Origin of the sequence: Paraburkholderia sp. BCC1885 (assembly GCF_900996235.1) — a bacterium.
In the GTDB taxonomy this organism is placed as follows: domain Bacteria; phylum Pseudomonadota; class Gammaproteobacteria; order Burkholderiales; family Burkholderiaceae; genus Paraburkholderia.
This window is the reverse complement of sequence record NZ_CAAJGM010000241.1, coordinates 61,805-76,267: the sequence shown is the minus strand read 5'-3', so window position 1 is coordinate 76,267 and position 14,463 is coordinate 61,805. Positions and strand designations below refer to the sequence as shown.

15 protein-coding genes are annotated in these 14,463 nt (G+C 61.7%); 13 read left to right on the top strand and 2 right to left on the bottom strand.

Features of this window, described 5'->3' with window-relative positions:
* Nucleotides 1-43: 43 nt before the first annotated feature.
* The 10 genes from otnI to FQ755_RS30555 all read left to right on the top strand — a co-directional run bounded on the left by otnI (nucleotide 44) and on the right by FQ755_RS30555 (nucleotide 7,995).
* A complete protein-coding gene (otnI, locus tag FQ755_RS30600) occupies nucleotides 44-835 on the top strand; it encodes a 2-oxo-tetronate isomerase (protein WP_144159924.1) in 792 nt (263 codons plus the stop codon).
* Entirely contained in the window at nucleotides 832-1,812 is a 981-nt protein-coding gene (gene denD, locus FQ755_RS30595) for a D-erythronate dehydrogenase (protein WP_144159921.1), read from the top strand. The genes otnI and denD overlap by 4 nt, the downstream gene beginning before the upstream one ends.
* 210 nt (nucleotides 1,813-2,022) lie before the next feature.
* On the top strand, nucleotides 2,023-3,225 hold the full coding sequence (gene pcaF, locus FQ755_RS30590) for a 3-oxoadipyl-CoA thiolase (protein ID WP_144159918.1): 1,203 nt from the start codon (nucleotides 2,023-2,025) through the stop codon (nucleotides 3,223-3,225).
* Between the two features lie 235 nt (nucleotides 3,226-3,460).
* Entirely contained in the window at nucleotides 3,461-4,033 is a 573-nt protein-coding gene (locus FQ755_RS30585) for a hypothetical protein (protein ID WP_144159915.1), read from the top strand.
* A gap of 78 nt (nucleotides 4,034-4,111) precedes the next feature.
* Nucleotides 4,112-4,651 (top strand): sigma-70 family RNA polymerase sigma factor, encoded by a 540-nt coding sequence (locus FQ755_RS30580; protein WP_144159912.1) that lies wholly within the window; start codon nucleotides 4,112-4,114, stop codon nucleotides 4,649-4,651.
* The gene (locus FQ755_RS30575) at nucleotides 4,651-5,466 is read left to right on the top strand and encodes an anti-sigma factor family protein (RefSeq protein WP_144159909.1); all 816 of its coding nucleotides are present in this window, start codon (nucleotides 4,651-4,653) and stop codon (nucleotides 5,464-5,466) included. The genes FQ755_RS30580 and FQ755_RS30575 overlap by 1 nt, the downstream gene beginning before the upstream one ends.
* Before the next feature lie 170 nt (nucleotides 5,467-5,636).
* Nucleotides 5,637-6,581 carry a metallophosphoesterase family protein gene (locus FQ755_RS30570; protein WP_144159906.1) on the top strand — a complete coding sequence of 315 codons (945 nt, stop codon included), beginning with the start codon at nucleotides 5,637-5,639 and terminating at the stop codon, nucleotides 6,579-6,581.
* Between the two features lie 87 nt (nucleotides 6,582-6,668).
* On the top strand, nucleotides 6,669-6,965 hold the full coding sequence (locus FQ755_RS30565) for a cupredoxin family copper-binding protein (RefSeq protein WP_260858955.1): 297 nt from the start codon (nucleotides 6,669-6,671) through the stop codon (nucleotides 6,963-6,965).
* Between the two features lie 339 nt (nucleotides 6,966-7,304).
* A complete protein-coding gene (locus FQ755_RS30560; RefSeq protein ID WP_260858933.1) occupies nucleotides 7,305-7,592 on the top strand; it encodes a cupin domain-containing protein in 288 nt (95 codons plus the stop codon).
* Nucleotides 7,593-7,662: 70 nt separating this feature from the next.
* A complete protein-coding gene (locus FQ755_RS30555; RefSeq protein WP_144159900.1) occupies nucleotides 7,663-7,995 on the top strand; it encodes a DUF2322 family protein in 333 nt (110 codons plus the stop codon).
* Between the two features lie 18 nt (nucleotides 7,996-8,013).
* Here FQ755_RS30555 and FQ755_RS30550 read toward each other — a convergent pair whose 3' ends face one another.
* Nucleotides 8,014-8,907 carry an SDR family oxidoreductase gene (locus FQ755_RS30550; RefSeq protein WP_144159897.1) on the bottom strand — a complete coding sequence of 298 codons (894 nt, stop codon included), beginning with the start codon at nucleotides 8,905-8,907 and terminating at the stop codon, nucleotides 8,014-8,016.
* Nucleotides 8,908-9,008: 101 nt separating this feature from the next.
* Between FQ755_RS30550 and FQ755_RS30545 the strand changes: the two genes are divergently transcribed.
* Together FQ755_RS30545 and metE are read left to right on the top strand one after the other, a co-directional pair.
* Complete coding sequence (locus FQ755_RS30545) at nucleotides 9,009-9,848, top strand: helix-turn-helix transcriptional regulator (RefSeq protein WP_144159894.1); 840 nt, start codon at nucleotides 9,009-9,011, stop codon at nucleotides 9,846-9,848.
* Between the two features lie 154 nt (nucleotides 9,849-10,002).
* Nucleotides 10,003-12,297, top strand: a complete 2,295-nt coding sequence (metE, locus tag FQ755_RS30540; protein ID WP_144159891.1) for a 5-methyltetrahydropteroyltriglutamate--homocysteine S-methyltransferase — start codon at nucleotides 10,003-10,005, stop codon at nucleotides 12,295-12,297.
* Nucleotides 12,298-12,394: 97 nt separating this feature from the next.
* On the opposite strand, the gene FQ755_RS30535 is transcribed toward metE, so the two are convergent.
* Nucleotides 12,395-13,252: an oxidoreductase gene (locus FQ755_RS30535; RefSeq protein ID WP_144159888.1), complete on the bottom strand. Its 858-nt coding sequence runs from the start codon at nucleotides 13,250-13,252 to the stop codon at nucleotides 12,395-12,397.
* Nucleotides 13,253-13,368: 116 nt separating this feature from the next.
* On the opposite strand from FQ755_RS30535, the gene FQ755_RS30530 reads away from it, so the two are divergent.
* Nucleotides 13,369-14,331: a LysR family transcriptional regulator gene (locus FQ755_RS30530; protein WP_144159884.1), complete on the top strand. Its 963-nt coding sequence runs from the start codon at nucleotides 13,369-13,371 to the stop codon at nucleotides 14,329-14,331.
* Nucleotides 14,332-14,463 lie beyond the last annotated feature (132 nt).

Genomic DNA, 14,463 nt, shown 5'->3' with positions numbered 1-14,463 from the left:
GTTCAATGTTCAACGAGCGGTAACTATAAAAGGAGTTGTCGCAATGCCTCGCTTCGCCGCCAACCTGACCATGATGTACAACGAGCACGCCTTTCTCGATCGTTTTGCCGCTGCGGCGCACGACGGCTTCAAGGCCGTAGAGTTTCTGTTCCCCTATGACTTCCCGGCCGCCGAGATCAAGGCGCGGCTCAATGAGCACGGCCTGACGCAGGCGCTGTTCAACGCGCCGCCGGGCGACTGGAGCGCGGGCGAGCGCGGCATCGCTTCGTTGCCGGGCCGCGAAGACGAGTTTCGCCGCGGCATCGATACCGCGCTCGAATACACGCGCCAGCTCGGCAATCGCAAGCTGCACGTGATGGCCGGGCTGATCGCCGCGGATCAATCGCGCGAGCGGCATCGCGAGGTGTATTTGCGGAACCTGGCGCATGCCGCTAAAGCTGCCGAGGCCGACGGCGTCACCGTAGTGATCGAGCCGATCAACACGCGCGATTTCCCCGGCTTCTTTCTCAATCGCCAGGACGACGCGCAGTCGATCTGCGCGGAAGTCGGCGCGCCGAACCTGAAGGTGCAGTTCGACTGTTACCACTGCCAGATTGTCGAGGGCGATCTGGCGGTCAAGCTGAAACGCGATATGGCGGGCATCGGCCATATCCAGATTGCGGGTGTGCCCGAGCGGCACGAACCGGATTTCGGCGAACTGAACTACCCGTACCTGTTCGAACTGATCGACTCGCTCGGTTACGACGGTTGGATTGGCTGCGAGTATCGCCCGCGAGCGGGGACGTCGGCGGGATTGGGCTGGCTCAGGCAAACGCTTAAGGACAAAACAGCATGAAAGTACTCATCACCGGCGGCGCGGGTTTTCTCGGCCAGCGTCTCGCGCGTGAACTGCTGGCGCGCGGCGAAGTGAAGGGCGTGGGCGGCCAGCCACAGCGCATTACCGAACTCGTATTGCTGGACGTCATGGCGGCGACTGGCTTTACCGATAGCCGGGTGCGTGCCGAAGTGGGCGACATCGCCGAGCGCAGCGTGCTCGAACGCGTAATCGATACGCAGACTTCGGCCATCTTCCATCTGGCTGCCATCGTCAGCGGCCAGGCGGAAGCGGATTTCGACCTTGGCATGCGCATCAATCTCGATGCGTCGCGTCTGCTGCTCGAAACTTGCCGCATTCGCGGGCATCGTCCGCGAGTGGTGTTTACCAGTTCGGTTGCGGTGTATGGCGGCGATATGCCGGACGTGGTGCGCAACGACACGGCGCTCAATCCGCAGTCGTCGTATGGCACGCAAAAGGCGATCGCGGAATTGCTGCTGAACGACTACACGCGGCGCGGTTTCGTCGACGGACGTGTGTTGCGCTTGCCGACCATTAGCGTGCGGCCCGGCAAGCCAAATGCGGCGACGTCGTCGTTTGCGAGCGCAATTGTGCGCGAGCCGTTGAATGGCGAGACGGCGATCTGTCCGGTGCCGGGCAGCACGCGTCTATGGCTGTTGTCGCCGCGCCGGGCGATTGCGTGCCTGATCGCGGGGCTCGAACTCGATGGCGCGGCGCTCGGCAAGCAGCGTGCGCTGAATTTGCCGGGTATTTCGGTGACCGTCGATGAGATGGTCGACGCGTTGCGTGAGGTCGCGGGCGAGGCCGCGGTCAAACGGATCTTGTGGCAACCGGACGCGTTTCTCGAGAAGATTGTCGGCAGTTGGCCGGGCCGGTGGGACACCACGCGCGCGGAACAACTGGGCCTGAAGGGCGAGGCGAGCTTTGCGGACGTGATTCGCAGCTACATCGAGGACGAGCATCTTCGGCCGGTCTGAACTCGCGTGGCGCGGCGAGCGCGGTTACGCGTACTTGACATGCTTTCCGCGCCACGCCTATTATCATGGCTAAATGTTCGTTATACGATCCAGTGTTCGTATTATGAACAATCTGAACTGCCAACCGAACTGTTTATTGGGGCCGTTTAAACCGCGCGATGGTTCATGCCCACGCGCGCAAGCGGCGCAGCATCCGACTGGAGACATCCTATGACTGAAGCATTCCTGTGCGACGCGATTCGCACGCCGATTGGCCGCTATGCGGGTTCGTTGTCGTCGGTGCGCGCCGACGACCTGGGCGCGGTGCCGCTCAAGGCGCTGATGGAGCGCAACAAGGAAGTGGACTGGAGTGCCATTGACGACGTGATCTACGGCTGCGCCAACCAGGCCGGCGAGGACAACCGCAACGTGGCGCGCATGTCGCTGCTGCTCGCGGGCTTGCCGGAAGGGGTGCCGGGTTCCACGATCAACCGGTTGTGCGGATCGGGCATGGACGCCGTGGGCATCGCCGCACGCGCGATCAAATCGGGTGAAGCGGCGTTGATGCTGGCGGGCGGCGTCGAAAGTATGAGCCGTGCACCGTTCGTGATGGGCAAGGCGACCAGCGCGTTCTCGCGCCAGGCCGACATCTTCGACACGACAATTGGCTGGCGCTTCGTCAATCCGTTGATGAAACAGTTATACGGTGTGGACTCCATGCCGGAAACGGGTGAAAACGTCGCCACCGACTACAAGGTGAGCCGTGCCGATCAGGACGCCTTCGCCTTGCGCAGCCAGCAAAAGGCCGCGCGCGCGCAGCGCGACGGCACGCTCGCACAGGAGATCGTATCGGTGACGATCCCCCAAAAGAAGGGCGATCCGCTGGTGGTGTCGCAAGACGAACACCCGCGCGAAACGAGTCTCGAAGCGTTGGCAAAACTGAAGGGCGTGGTGCGTGCGGACGGCACGGTGACGGCGGGTAACGCTTCGGGCGTGAACGACGGCGCGGCCGCGTTGCTGCTCGCCAATGAAGCGAGCGCGAAGCGTTTCGGTCTGACGCCGCGCGCGCGCGTGCTGGGCATCGCTACCGCTGGCGTCGCGCCGCGCGTCATGGGCATTGGCCCGGCGCCGGCCACGCAAAAGCTGCTGGCCCGTCTGAACATGACCATCGACCAATTTGATGTGATCGAGTTGAACGAGGCGTTTGCTTCGCAGGGGCTGGCAGTGCTGCGCGCGCTCGGCGTGGCGGACGACGACGCGCGTGTGAATCCGAATGGCGGCGCCATCGCGCTTGGCCACCCGCTTGGCATGAGCGGTGCACGGCTCGTCACCACGGCCATGTATCAACTGCAGCGCACGCAAGGACGCTTCGCTTTGTGCACGATGTGCATTGGCGTGGGCCAGGGCATTGCGATGGCGATCGAACGCGTTTGATGCAGTAAAGAAATCATCGAAGCCCCATTCGGCAGCGAATGGGGCTTTTTCTTTTTAGGGGCCGTCGTCCGGAATCCGGCCCCGCAGTTTCCAGACCGCCATGTACAATCACTTCGCTGGTGTGAGTCGAAGAGTGTTCGTCCACAAGATTGATTTTATTTAGTGGTGCTGCATATCGGCATTCAGTATTTACTTTGCCGTCGTGTCGGATCTGATAATTTCAAGGAGCGCATCAATGAAAGCAGCGAACATTGGAGCAGTTCTGGTGTTGGCGGTGGCCGCCGCTCAACCTGTGTGGTCACAGAACCCGCTCGCGGATGCCACGCGCGGGTTAGTCGGCTCTGCGCAGCCGGAGCATGTCAGGGCGGAGATCGTCGGTATCGATCCAGGCATGCGTACTCTGACATTGCAGGGACCCGCAGGTAATGTCCTCAACGTGATGGTGAGCCAGCAGGTGGCCGGTTTCGAAAATCTCAAGGTGGGCGACCGGGTCGACGTGCTGTATAAAAACGCCTTGCTGGTCAGAGCCGATAAAGTCACCGGCGGCAACAACGGCATTCGCGCGCGGGTCGACACGCAGGTTTACACGCCGGCCTCGGGTGGCTTCGAGACGGCGCGGCAAATCGAGGTGCTCGCCACCGTGCGGAAAATCGACTACAAGAACCGCCTTGTGACGCTGCGCGGCGCCGCGCAGACGCAGACCTTGCAGGTCGGGCCGGACTTCAATCTCAAGGATGTGAAGGTCGGCGATATGGTTCATGCCGTGTTCGTGTCGGCAGCCGCGGTGCAGGTTACGCCGCAGGATTAAAAGTTCGGGAATAAAAACTCCCTGCGCGCGGTCTTATCAAGGTCGGTCACAGAAAGAGGGTACCGCAGGGATTCAACAATGGCCGATCCAATCATTGCGAAGCGCTTCGAGGCGCTTGTCTTGCCACATCTGAACTCGGCCTTCAACGTCGCGCGTTGGCTGACGCATAACGACCAGGACGCCCAGGACGTCGTCCAGGAGGCGTATCTGCGCGCGTTCCGTTATTTCGGCGGCTTCCGGGGCGAGGATGCCCGCGCCTGGCTGTTGAGCATCGTCCGTCACACGTTTTATACGTGGCATCAGCAGAACCGGGAGTACGCGGCGGACACCACCGAATTCGAGGAAGACCTGCATAGCCTCGAGACCGGTCACGCGAGTCACGACGACAGCCCTGAAGCAACGCTGATTCGCAATCAGAGCCGTAAGCGGGTGCATCAGGCGCTGCGCAGTTTGCGGCTGGAATACCGCGAGGTGGTGGTGCTGCGTGAACTGGAAGAATTGTCATACAAGGAAATCGCCGCGATCGTGGGGATTCCTATGGGTACGGTGATGTCCCGCCTCGGACGCGGCCGTCAGCAACTCGCGGCTCTGCTCGCACCGACGGATCAGGAGGCGTGATGGATCACGAACAGGCGTTTGAACTACTGCCCGGCTATATCGACGAGGAACTGAGCTTGTCTGAGTCGCTCGAATTCGAGCGTCATCTGGATAGCTGCGAGAAATGCAAGCGTGCTTATGAGCAGCAGCGTCAGGTCAGCACGCAGTTGCGGCAGGGCGATTTGCGGCTGGATGCGCCGCCCGAACTGGAAAAACGCATCCGCGCCGCGCTGCCGATGCGGCGCTCGCTGTGGCAGCGAGTGGGCCAACGCTTCGGCGGATTCGACGCGACACGCGGCGCAGGCAGTACCGGTGGCGCGCGCGGGTTGCCTGGCTGGGCGCCGGTCGGCGCGATGGTGGTGAGTCTCGTGGCCTTGGCCTCAAGCGCGGGGCTTTATCTTTCGGTCCCCTCCGGCGATACACGGCTCACGCAGGAACTGGTGGACAGTCACGTCCGTTCGTTGCAGTTCGATCACCTGTACGACGTGATTTCGACGGATCGTCATACGGTCAAGCCATGGTTCGACGGCAAGATCGACTTTGCGCCGCCGGTGATCGATCTCGCGCAGCAGGGCTATCCGCTGGTGGGCGGCCGGCTCGATTACGTGAGCGGGCACGCGGTCGCGGTGATGGTCTACCGCTACAAGCTGCATCCGATCAACCTGTACGTCTGGCCCGGCAACGACGCCGGCAATGTCGTGCGCATCGACGAGCGGCAGGGCTATCACCTCGCCCACTGGAGCGCTGCGGGGATGAACTACTGGGTCATCACCGATGCCGGTGAAGGCGAGCTCAATGGTTTCATTTCAAATCTGCGCGCGCATACGGCTTCGTAACGCGTATCGAAGGGCTTCGTCGCGCTGCAAACGAAGGCCTACCCGATAGAAAAATGCCGGTGAAGCCTGGAATAAACCAGATGATGCTGCGGTCTCCTCATTGAATCCAGTCAGGAATTCCACCGGATGGTCCGGTGGACTCTCTGCTGAGCTTCTCTCGTGAGGTCACCATGTCGTCAGATCTTCCAACTGGTTCGTCACGTCGCCGCGCATTGAAATGTCTCGCGTTTGGCGGCGTAGGCACCGTGTTCGTTCTTGCCGGCGGAATACTCACGCCGATCGAACTGGCGCTCGCCGCCAGTGATAAGAATTCCTCATCGATATCCGGTGTACCGCTGTTTCTCCAGATCAGCGATACCCACATCGGCTTTAACAAGGAGGCTAATCCCGATGTGGCCGGCACGCTCAGGCAGACCATCGACTTCGTTAATGCGATGCCGGTCAAGCCCGCGCTGACGATACACACCGGTGACATTACGCATCTTTCGAAACCGGAGCAGTTTGATCTCGCCGCCCAGTTGCTGTCGGGGTTAAACATCACCGAATTACATACGGTGCCCGGCGAACACGATGTGACCGACGGCCCAGGCACCGAATACTTCAGCCGCTTCGGCCAGGCATCGGGCAATAAAGGCTATTACAGCTTTGATCACCAGGGCGTGCATTTCATCGGTCTCGTGAACGTGATGCACTTCAAGCCGAACGGCCTGGGCGGCCTCGGCGACGAGCAGCTTGCGTGGCTTGAGGATGATCTGAAGGGCCGCTCGTCGAGTACCCCGATCGTCGTATTCGCCCATATGCCGATGTGGACGATCTACGAGCCGTGGGGTTGGGGCACCGGCGACGCCGGTCAGGCGATGAGCTATCTGAAGCGCTTCGGCTCGGTCACGGTGCTCAATGGACATATCCACCAGATCGTCTCGAAGGTGGAGGGCAACATCACTTTCCATACGGCACGATCCACCGCGTATCCGCAACCCATCGCGGGCAACGGGCCTGGACCGATGCCGTTGACGGTAGCAAGCGATCAACTGCCGCGCATGCTGGGCGTAACCAGCATCAGGATCGCACAGCATCCGCTCAAGGCGACACTGGACGACGCCACACTCGTTTGACTTCGCGCGCTTTAAGAAAGTTACAGAGGTTAAATCATGATGATTAGGAATACGATGAGAAAAACGCTGGTCGTTAATCTTGCGGCCATGCTGCTGATGGCGGCGTCCGCCAGCCGGCAACTTGTCTATGCCGGGCAAGCAAATGCCGTTATGATTAAGAACTTCATGTTCTCGCCAATGGCGCTTACGGTCAAAGCCGGGTCGCTGGTGACCTGGAAGAATCTCGACGGCGAGCCGCATACTGTCGTCAACGATGCCGGGCTGTTCCGCTCCGCCGCGCTCGATCAGAACGAAACCTATCAGTTCAAATTCGACAAGCCGGGTGTGTACCGGATTTTTTGCGGCATTCACCCGAACATGAAGGCGACGGTCACCGTGCAGTAGAAGGAACGCGCGGTCAGCTTAAGCATGCGCGGACCGGCCGCCACGCTTTACACCGGGCAACCTGGCGCGTGAGGTTCGCCGGCTGCGACGGTACGCGGATGCTGAGGCGGGACATCACCGGGACGGTTACGTTGGGCGCAAGGCGGGAGAGTTTTGCTTCGCGCGGCGTGCGGGCATTGGCGGCCGCGGTGAAACGGCGCAGTGGGAAGTGGGGCTTTAGGACGAATGCAAAATCAGCGAAAATAAGTTCGGCAAATTGGGCTCAGAAAATGAGGTTCTGCTATGACGGGTATTCCAAACAACGTACTGCGTATTTCGGAAAGCGAAGCATCGCGCGCGTTGGCCGAACTGCCGGCGCCGTTCGCCGTTCTGTTTGAGCGCGGCGATCTCTCGGTCGAACTCTACGCGCCACGCGGCGTCGACAATCAGTCGCCGCATACGCGCGATGAACTCTATATCGTCTCATCCGGATCGGGCATGTTCCGCCGCGCGGACCAGGTATGCGCATTTAGCGCGGGTGATTTGTTGTTCGTACCCGCTCACGTGGAGCACCGATTCGAGCAGTTCAGCGAGGATTTCCGCACCTGGGTGATCTTTTTTGGTCCTGAGGGCGGCGTTCAGATTTGAGCGAGCCTCATACGCCATCCGCTAAAATACCGCCCGTCATGCCATTTTCAGAACCGACGGAGTATTTTCAGTGATCCAGCCAGGCAACGTATTCAGGGACAATCTCGCGCAACTGCCGGCCATCGACGGCATCGAACGTATCGAGCTGATCGACGGCAAGGGCGCCGTGGTGGCCAGCATCGAGAACAAGCCGGGCAAGCAGGGCTCGCTTGCGCTGTACAACTATCTGCAGCAGAGCTTCGGCACGCTCGACGCTAAAGCCGCCGAGCATGGCCTCGCCGTGTTCGCCGAGCACACCGCCGATGCGCGCAACCGTCCGGGCGCGCACCCGAACGTCGACCTCCTGCTTGCCATCGCGGCCGGGGCAGAGGCGCTGCGCATCGACGTCATCGCCGCGGCCTGAACGCGCTCGGCTAGCGTCTCACGAGCCGGCGTAATACCCAGGCTGGCCGATATCCGTTAGCAGATCCGGCCCGCCTGGCTGCCAGTCCAGCGTGTCGCGGGTCCACTGGCTGGAGCTCGGCACGTCCATCGCCGCGAACATGCCGAACCAGCCGAAATGCCCGGCCACTTCATCGGGACGTTTGCTGACAACCGGTACATTCAGCCGCTGTCCGATCAGTTCGGCAATCTGCCTGAACGGCACGCCTTCTTCCGCGACGGCGTGATAGCGGGCACCTGTGATGCATTTTTCAAGCGCCAACCGGTAGACGACGGCAGCGTCGAAGCGATGAACCGCCGGCCAACGGTTGAGCCCCTCGCCCACATAAGCCGACACACCTTTCTCGCGCGCAATCGCAATGAGCCGCGGAATAAAGCCATGATCGCCGTCGCCATGCACCGAGGGTGCGAGGCGTACCGTCGCGGTTCGCAGGCCGCGCTCTGCGAGAGCGCGCGCCGCCTCTTCCGGTGCGCGAGGAAAGGCTGGGTCGGGCGCACGCACATCGGTTTCGGTCGAGACACGGCCGCGCGTCAGCAATGCCACCCCGGAGGTGACGATTAGCGGCTTCTGCGTTCCCACGAGTGCAGCGCCGATCGCATCGAGGGCACGCCGTTCCGTCTCGCAGTTCTCGGCAAACTTCGTGAAGTCGTGATTAAAGGCCGTATGGATGACGCTGTCCGCAGCGAGCACGCCTGTTCGCAGACTGTCGAGCTCTTCGAGCGAACCGCGCTGCACCTCGGCGCCTGCCGCGGCAAGCGACGCCGCGGTTGCGTCGGAGCGTGCCAATCCCAATACCTGATGCCCCGCATCGATCAATTCCTCAACCACCGCAGAGCCGACAAAGCCAGTCGCCCCAGTTACAAAAACACGCATGAGATCCTCCGGATCGACGATGAATGGAGGCTACTCTCGGCGCATAATCTATCGGGGTAAAGTAGTGACGTTACACGGGTATACCGACTAACAGGATCAGCATGCCGGCTGCAAACGACAATCCGCTTGGAACCTATCTGAAAGACCGTCGCACGAAACTCGATCCAGCGGCTTTCGGCATCGAGCTGACGCGCCGGCGCACGCCTGGCCTGCGGCGCGAGGAAGTGGCCCAGCGCGCCAACGTCAGCGCGACGTGGTACACGTGGCTCGAACAGGGCCGGGGTGGCGCGCCTTCCGCCGACGTCCTCGATCGCATTGCGCGCGCCTTGATGCTGACGGATGTCGAACGCGAGCATCTGTTCCTGCTCGGCCTCGGCCGGCCGCCCGAGGTTCTCTACAAGGCGAGGGAAGGCGTAACGCCGAGGCTGCAACGCGTGCTCGACGCGCTGGCGTTCAGCCCGGCCGTGATAAAAACCGCGACGTGGGACGTGGTTGCGTGGAACCGCGCGGCGGCGGCCACGCTAACCGACTATGGCGCGCTGCCGCCCGACCAGCGCAACGTTCTGCGCATCGCCTTCTGCGACCCTCGCGTGCGCGCGGCGCAGCCGGACTGGGAGGCGGCCGCGCGCTTTGTCGTGGGTGCTTTTCGGGTCGACGTGGCGCGCGCCGGGGCGACGAGCCAGGTCGCGGAGCTGGTGGACGAACTGTGCCGCGTGAGCCCCGAATTCGAGCGGATGTGGCGCGACAACGACGTGCGTGCTCACGGCGAGGGCGTCAAGCATTTGAAGCATCCGACTGCCGGTACGATTGCATTCGAATATTCGAATTTCGCCGTCGACGGCCGGCCCGATCTCAGTCAGGTGATTTACAACCCGGCGACGCCGGAGGATGTGGAGCGGGTCCGGTCATTGATCGAAACGCAGGCCGTTACGTCGCCTTGATGCCGCGGCGGCTGGCCACCCGTTGCATGATCGCGGTAGCCAGCGCGCGCCGCGACGCGTGACATGAATGTGGCTCATACAATAATGAAAACTTGTCGCTTGATGAATCATGGCGCGACTTTCACACTACGGGCCATTCAGTCAAGGATCCGCTATGGCTCGCACTCACATTCATGGATTTCCGCGCATTGGCGCCCATCGCGAACTCAAGTTCGCTCAGGAGTCGTTCTGGCGCGGGGAGTCCGATGACGCTTATCTGCGCGGCGTCGCCAGAGAATTGCGGGCTCGTCATTGGGAACAGCAGCGCGCGGCACGCCTCAGCTTCGTGACAGTCGGCGATTTCGCGTACTACGACCAGATGCTGAATCTGACCGCGCTGCTTGGCGCGCTGCCCGAGCGGTTCGAATTCGAGCCGATGGCGCTGTCTCTCGCGCAGCACTACGAACTGGCGCGTGGCAACAAGGCGCAGCCGGCGATGGAACTGACCAAGTGGTTCGATACCAACTATCACTATCTGGTGCCTGAGTTGGGACCGCAGACGACCTTCAACGACGGAGTCGAGTGGTTTTTCGACGAGATCGACGAGGCGCTTGCTTTGAATCTGCCGGTCAAGCCGGTGCTGATCGGACCCATCACATATCTGTGGCTGTCCAAGAGCCATACGCCGGGTTTCGATCGCCTGTCGCTGCTGCCGAAGCTCGTAATCCGTTACCTGCGGATTCTCGACAAGCTGCAGCGGCGCGGTATCGAATGGGTGCAGTTTGACGAACCCGCGTTGTGTCTCGATCTGGACGATGAATGGCTCGAAGCGTTTTCTGCCGTGTACGACGTGCTGGGCGCGGCAGACGTCAAGGTGTTGCTGGCGACGTATTTCGACACCGTTGCGGATCATGCAGCGCGGGTTGCGAAGCTGCCGGTGCACGGCGTGCATATCGATCTGATTCGTGATCCTCAACAAATCGATGCGTGGCAGAAGATACTGCCTATGGACAAGGTGCTGTCGGTGGGTGTCATCGACGGGCGTAATATCTGGCGCGCTAATCTCGGCGAAATCGCCGGCTCGCTGCGGCAGCTTCACGCCGAGCGCGGTGAAAACCTGTGGATTGCACCGTCCTGCTCGTTTCTGCACATCCCCGTTTCGCTGGGTCCGGAAAAGCGTCTGGATACGGACGTGAAAACGTGGCTCGCCTTCGCAACCGAAAAGCTCGACGAATTAGGCGCCATTGCCCTCGCATTGCGCGATCCTGCGGCAGCCGAGCCAGCACTGGCGGCCGCGGACCGTGCGCTCGACGCACGGCGCAGTTCGAACGCGGTGATGAACGTGCTCGTGCAGAGAAAGATCGCGGCCGTGACGGACGAGATGGCGAGCCGCAAGAGCCGGTTCGAAGACCGCAGCCGCGTGCAGCGGCATTCGCTGCAACTGCCGCTGCTGCCGACCACCACGATCGGCTCATTCCCGCAAACGACGGCGATCCGTCAGGCGCGCGCCGCGTATCGGCGCGGCGAGTTGCGCGCGCTCGATTACCTCGAACGCATGCGTGCCGAGACCGCCTCGGTCATCCGCAAGCAGGAAGAGCTCGGACTCGACGTGCTCGTGCACGGCGAGGTGGAACGCAACGACATGGTCGAATTCTTCGCCGAAAAGTTGTGGGGTTGCGCGATCACCGAAACCGGCTGGGTGCAGAACTACGGCTCGCAGTGCGTGAAACCGCCGATCATTTACGGCGACGTGTTTCGCCCCGAGCCGATGACGGTGGATACCGCTTGCCACGCGCAGTCGCTGACGCACCGGCTGGTGAAAGGCGTGCTGACCGGTCCGGTGACGATGCTCGAATGGTCGTTCGTGCGCGACGACCAGCCGCGTTCGACTACGGCGCTGCAGTTGGCGCTCGTGATTCGCGATGAAGTGCGCGATCTGGAGCAGGCCGGTATTCGCATCATCCAGATCGACGAGCCGGCGTTTCGCGAGGGTTTGCCCCTGCGTAAGGCCGAATGGACGACGTATCTGGACTGGGCGACGCGCGCGTTCAGGATTGCATCGAGCGGCGTCTCGGATGCGACGCAGATCCACACGCACATGTGCTATTCGGAATTCAACGACATCCTGCCGTCCATCGCCGCGCTCGACGCGGACGTCATCACAATTGAGACGTCGCGGTCCTCGATGGAATTGCTCGACGGCTTCGGCGCGTTTGCCTATCCGAACGGCATCGGCCCTGGCGTGTTCGATACCCATTCGGCGCGCGTGCCCGCTGTCGAAACGATGCAGCGCTTGCTGGAGCGCGCGTGCGAGGTGATTCCAGCCGAGCGCCTATGGGTCAACCCGGATTGTGGCCTCAAGACGCGCGGCTGGCCGGAGACGGAAGCCGCGCTTACCAACATGATTACAGCGGCGCGGAGATTGCGGCAGAAACTGCGGGTGGAGCAGCGCGACGCCGTGTCTGCGTGATTGTTTCGGATGACGAACAAAGCGCGTCATGATTAAACATGACGCGCTTTGTTGTTCCTATTAGTTTAGATGGACCGCCAACGTGGCCTGAATATTTTCAGGCCGCAAAGTCGGTGGATGCCGATAGCGCCTGCCACGTTTCCGTTTCCCGCGTCACGTAAGCATTTTTCTCGGCGATGGCCTTTAGCGTGTCGGTGCCAAGCGGCAGTCGCAGCGGAGGCGTCGGCGCATCGACCAGTTGCAGCATGGCTTGCGCCAGCTTTTCGGGGTTCCCCGGCTGATTGTGGTTCAGGTCGACGGCGCGGCGGCGTACATTGCCCGAGGTTGCGTCGTAGTCCGCGATGATTTCCTTTGCGACCATCAACGACGACGCGTCCAGAAAATCGGTCCGGAAGTAGCCGGGCTCCACGACCGTCGCATGGATGCCGAGCGGTTCCAGTTCGGCGCGCAAGGCCTCGGTCAGCCCTTCGACCGCAAATTTGGTGGAACTGTAGGCGCCGAATCCCGCCACCGCCCGATAGCCGCCGATCGACGACATATTGATCACGTGGCCCGAGCGCTGCGCGCGCAGCGTCGGCAAAACCGCCCGCGTGATATTTAGCAGGCCGAACACATTGGTGTCGTACATGCGGCGCACGTCGGCGTCGCTGGATTCCTCGATGGCGCCCAGCAAGCCGAAGCCCGCGTTATTCACCAGCACGTCGATACGGCCGAATTTATCGAGTGCGGCTTTGACGGCGGTCCTGGCCTGCGCATCGTCGGTGACGTCCAGCGCAACTGGCAGCAACGCCGGCGAATCGCCGAGGCGCTCGCGGATCGCCGCGACGTTGCGGCCGGCGGCGACCACGGCATTGCCGTCGGCGAGTGCGGCCTGGGCGATCAATGCGCCAAGGCCGCGCGACGCGCCCGTGATGAACCAGACCCGCTTGAAACTGTTGTCCGTGACATTGACCATGATGTTTCTCCTGCAGTGGGGTTGAACGTGAACGAATAATAGGAGCCCCGATTGACACAAACTAGCCCCTGATTGTTAGACTGATAAGCAACTTTTATTTGCGAATTGGGCCGCCCATGAATGAAGTTCGCGCAATCACCATCTTCGTGCGCGCCGCGACGCTCGGCAGCCTGCGCAAGGCAGCGGTAGATCAGGGCATCTCGCCGCAGGCGGCGAGCCACGCGGTGATGCAACTGGAAAAGGAACTGGGCGTCCGGCTATTCCACCGAACCACGCGTAAGCTGAGCCTGACCGAGGAGGGGCGGGCGCTGCTGGACAATGTGCAGCCCGCGCTGGCCATCCTGTCTTCGGCGCTTGCCGATACCCGCCGCGCCAAAGACGAGATGGCGGGGCCGCTGCGGGTGAGCGCGCCACGAGCCCTGAGTCATGCTGTTCTATGGCCGTTTTTTCTCGAGTTTTCGGCTTTGTACCCGGACGTTCACCTGGATGTGCAATTCGACGACCTTTTCACCGATCTGATCGGCGACCGCACCGACGTCGGTTTTCGCGGCGGTTCGCCGCCGGCGGCCGGCACGATTGCGCGTAAGCTCTTGCCGATTCAGCTGATTGTTTGCGCGTCGCCGGCGTATATCGAGCAATATGGCGCGCCACAAAGCATCGAAGAACTGGCGGAGCACCGTTGCACGGGATACCGGCGCGCCAACACGGGCAAGCAGGCGCCCTGGGAGTTTCTGATCGGTGACGAGATCGTCTACCGCGACATCGCGACCACTCTATGCATCAACGATACCGACGCGGAAACCCAGGCCGTGCTCTCAGGACTGGCGGTGGGGCAACTCGGCAGCTTCTCGGCAACCACCTATATCCGCAACGGGCAACTCGTGCCGTTGCTGGTTCAGCATTTCACGCAGCGCGAGGCGCTTTATATCTACTATCGGCATCGCACCGAACAGCCTCTGCGGGTGCGGACTTTTATCGACTTTATGGTGGCACGCGTAGCGGGAAACAAGCGCTTTTACTTCGAGGCGTCCGAACTGCGTGGTGAGCGCAGCGCGCGTGGCGCCCGGCGGTCGCGCTGAATAAGTGGATTCGATGGTAGCGCAGTGACTCGGTCGAGCGTTATGCTTCATGGACGATAGCAGCGCCCATGCTGCACGTGATCGGGAAAATGCGTTCTGGTGCCAAAGCGCGCATTTCGATCGACAGGAGAC

Excerpts from the sequence above, each read along its gene's own strand:
- FQ755_RS30535 (WP_144159888.1), bottom strand. The coding sequence starts at position 13,252 with ATGGTCAATGTCACGGACAACAGTTTCAAGCGGGTCTGGTTCATCACG.
- FQ755_RS30530 (WP_144159884.1), top strand. The coding sequence starts at position 13,369 with ATGAATGAAGTTCGCGCAATCACCATCTTCGTGCGCGCCGCGACGCTC.
- pcaF (WP_144159918.1), top strand. The coding sequence starts at position 2,023 with ATGACTGAAGCATTCCTGTGCGACGCGATTCGCACGCCGATTGGCCGC.
- FQ755_RS30570 (WP_144159906.1), top strand. The coding sequence starts at position 5,637 with ATGTCGTCAGATCTTCCAACTGGTTCGTCACGTCGCCGCGCATTGAAA.
- FQ755_RS30550 (WP_144159897.1), bottom strand. The coding sequence starts at position 8,907 with ATGCGTGTTTTTGTAACTGGGGCGACTGGCTTTGTCGGCTCTGCGGTG.
- FQ755_RS30585 (WP_144159915.1), top strand. The coding sequence starts at position 3,461 with ATGAAAGCAGCGAACATTGGAGCAGTTCTGGTGTTGGCGGTGGCCGCC.
- FQ755_RS30580 (WP_144159912.1), top strand. The coding sequence starts at position 4,112 with ATGGCCGATCCAATCATTGCGAAGCGCTTCGAGGCGCTTGTCTTGCCA.
- denD (WP_144159921.1), top strand. The coding sequence starts at position 832 with ATGAAAGTACTCATCACCGGCGGCGCGGGTTTTCTCGGCCAGCGTCTC.
- FQ755_RS30575 (WP_144159909.1), top strand. The coding sequence starts at position 4,651 with ATGGATCACGAACAGGCGTTTGAACTACTGCCCGGCTATATCGACGAG.
- metE (WP_144159891.1), top strand. The coding sequence starts at position 10,003 with ATGGCTCGCACTCACATTCATGGATTTCCGCGCATTGGCGCCCATCGC.
- FQ755_RS30545 (WP_144159894.1), top strand. The coding sequence starts at position 9,009 with ATGCCGGCTGCAAACGACAATCCGCTTGGAACCTATCTGAAAGACCGT.
- otnI (WP_144159924.1), top strand. The coding sequence starts at position 44 with ATGCCTCGCTTCGCCGCCAACCTGACCATGATGTACAACGAGCACGCC.
- FQ755_RS30565 (WP_260858955.1), top strand. The coding sequence starts at position 6,669 with ATGCTGCTGATGGCGGCGTCCGCCAGCCGGCAACTTGTCTATGCCGGG.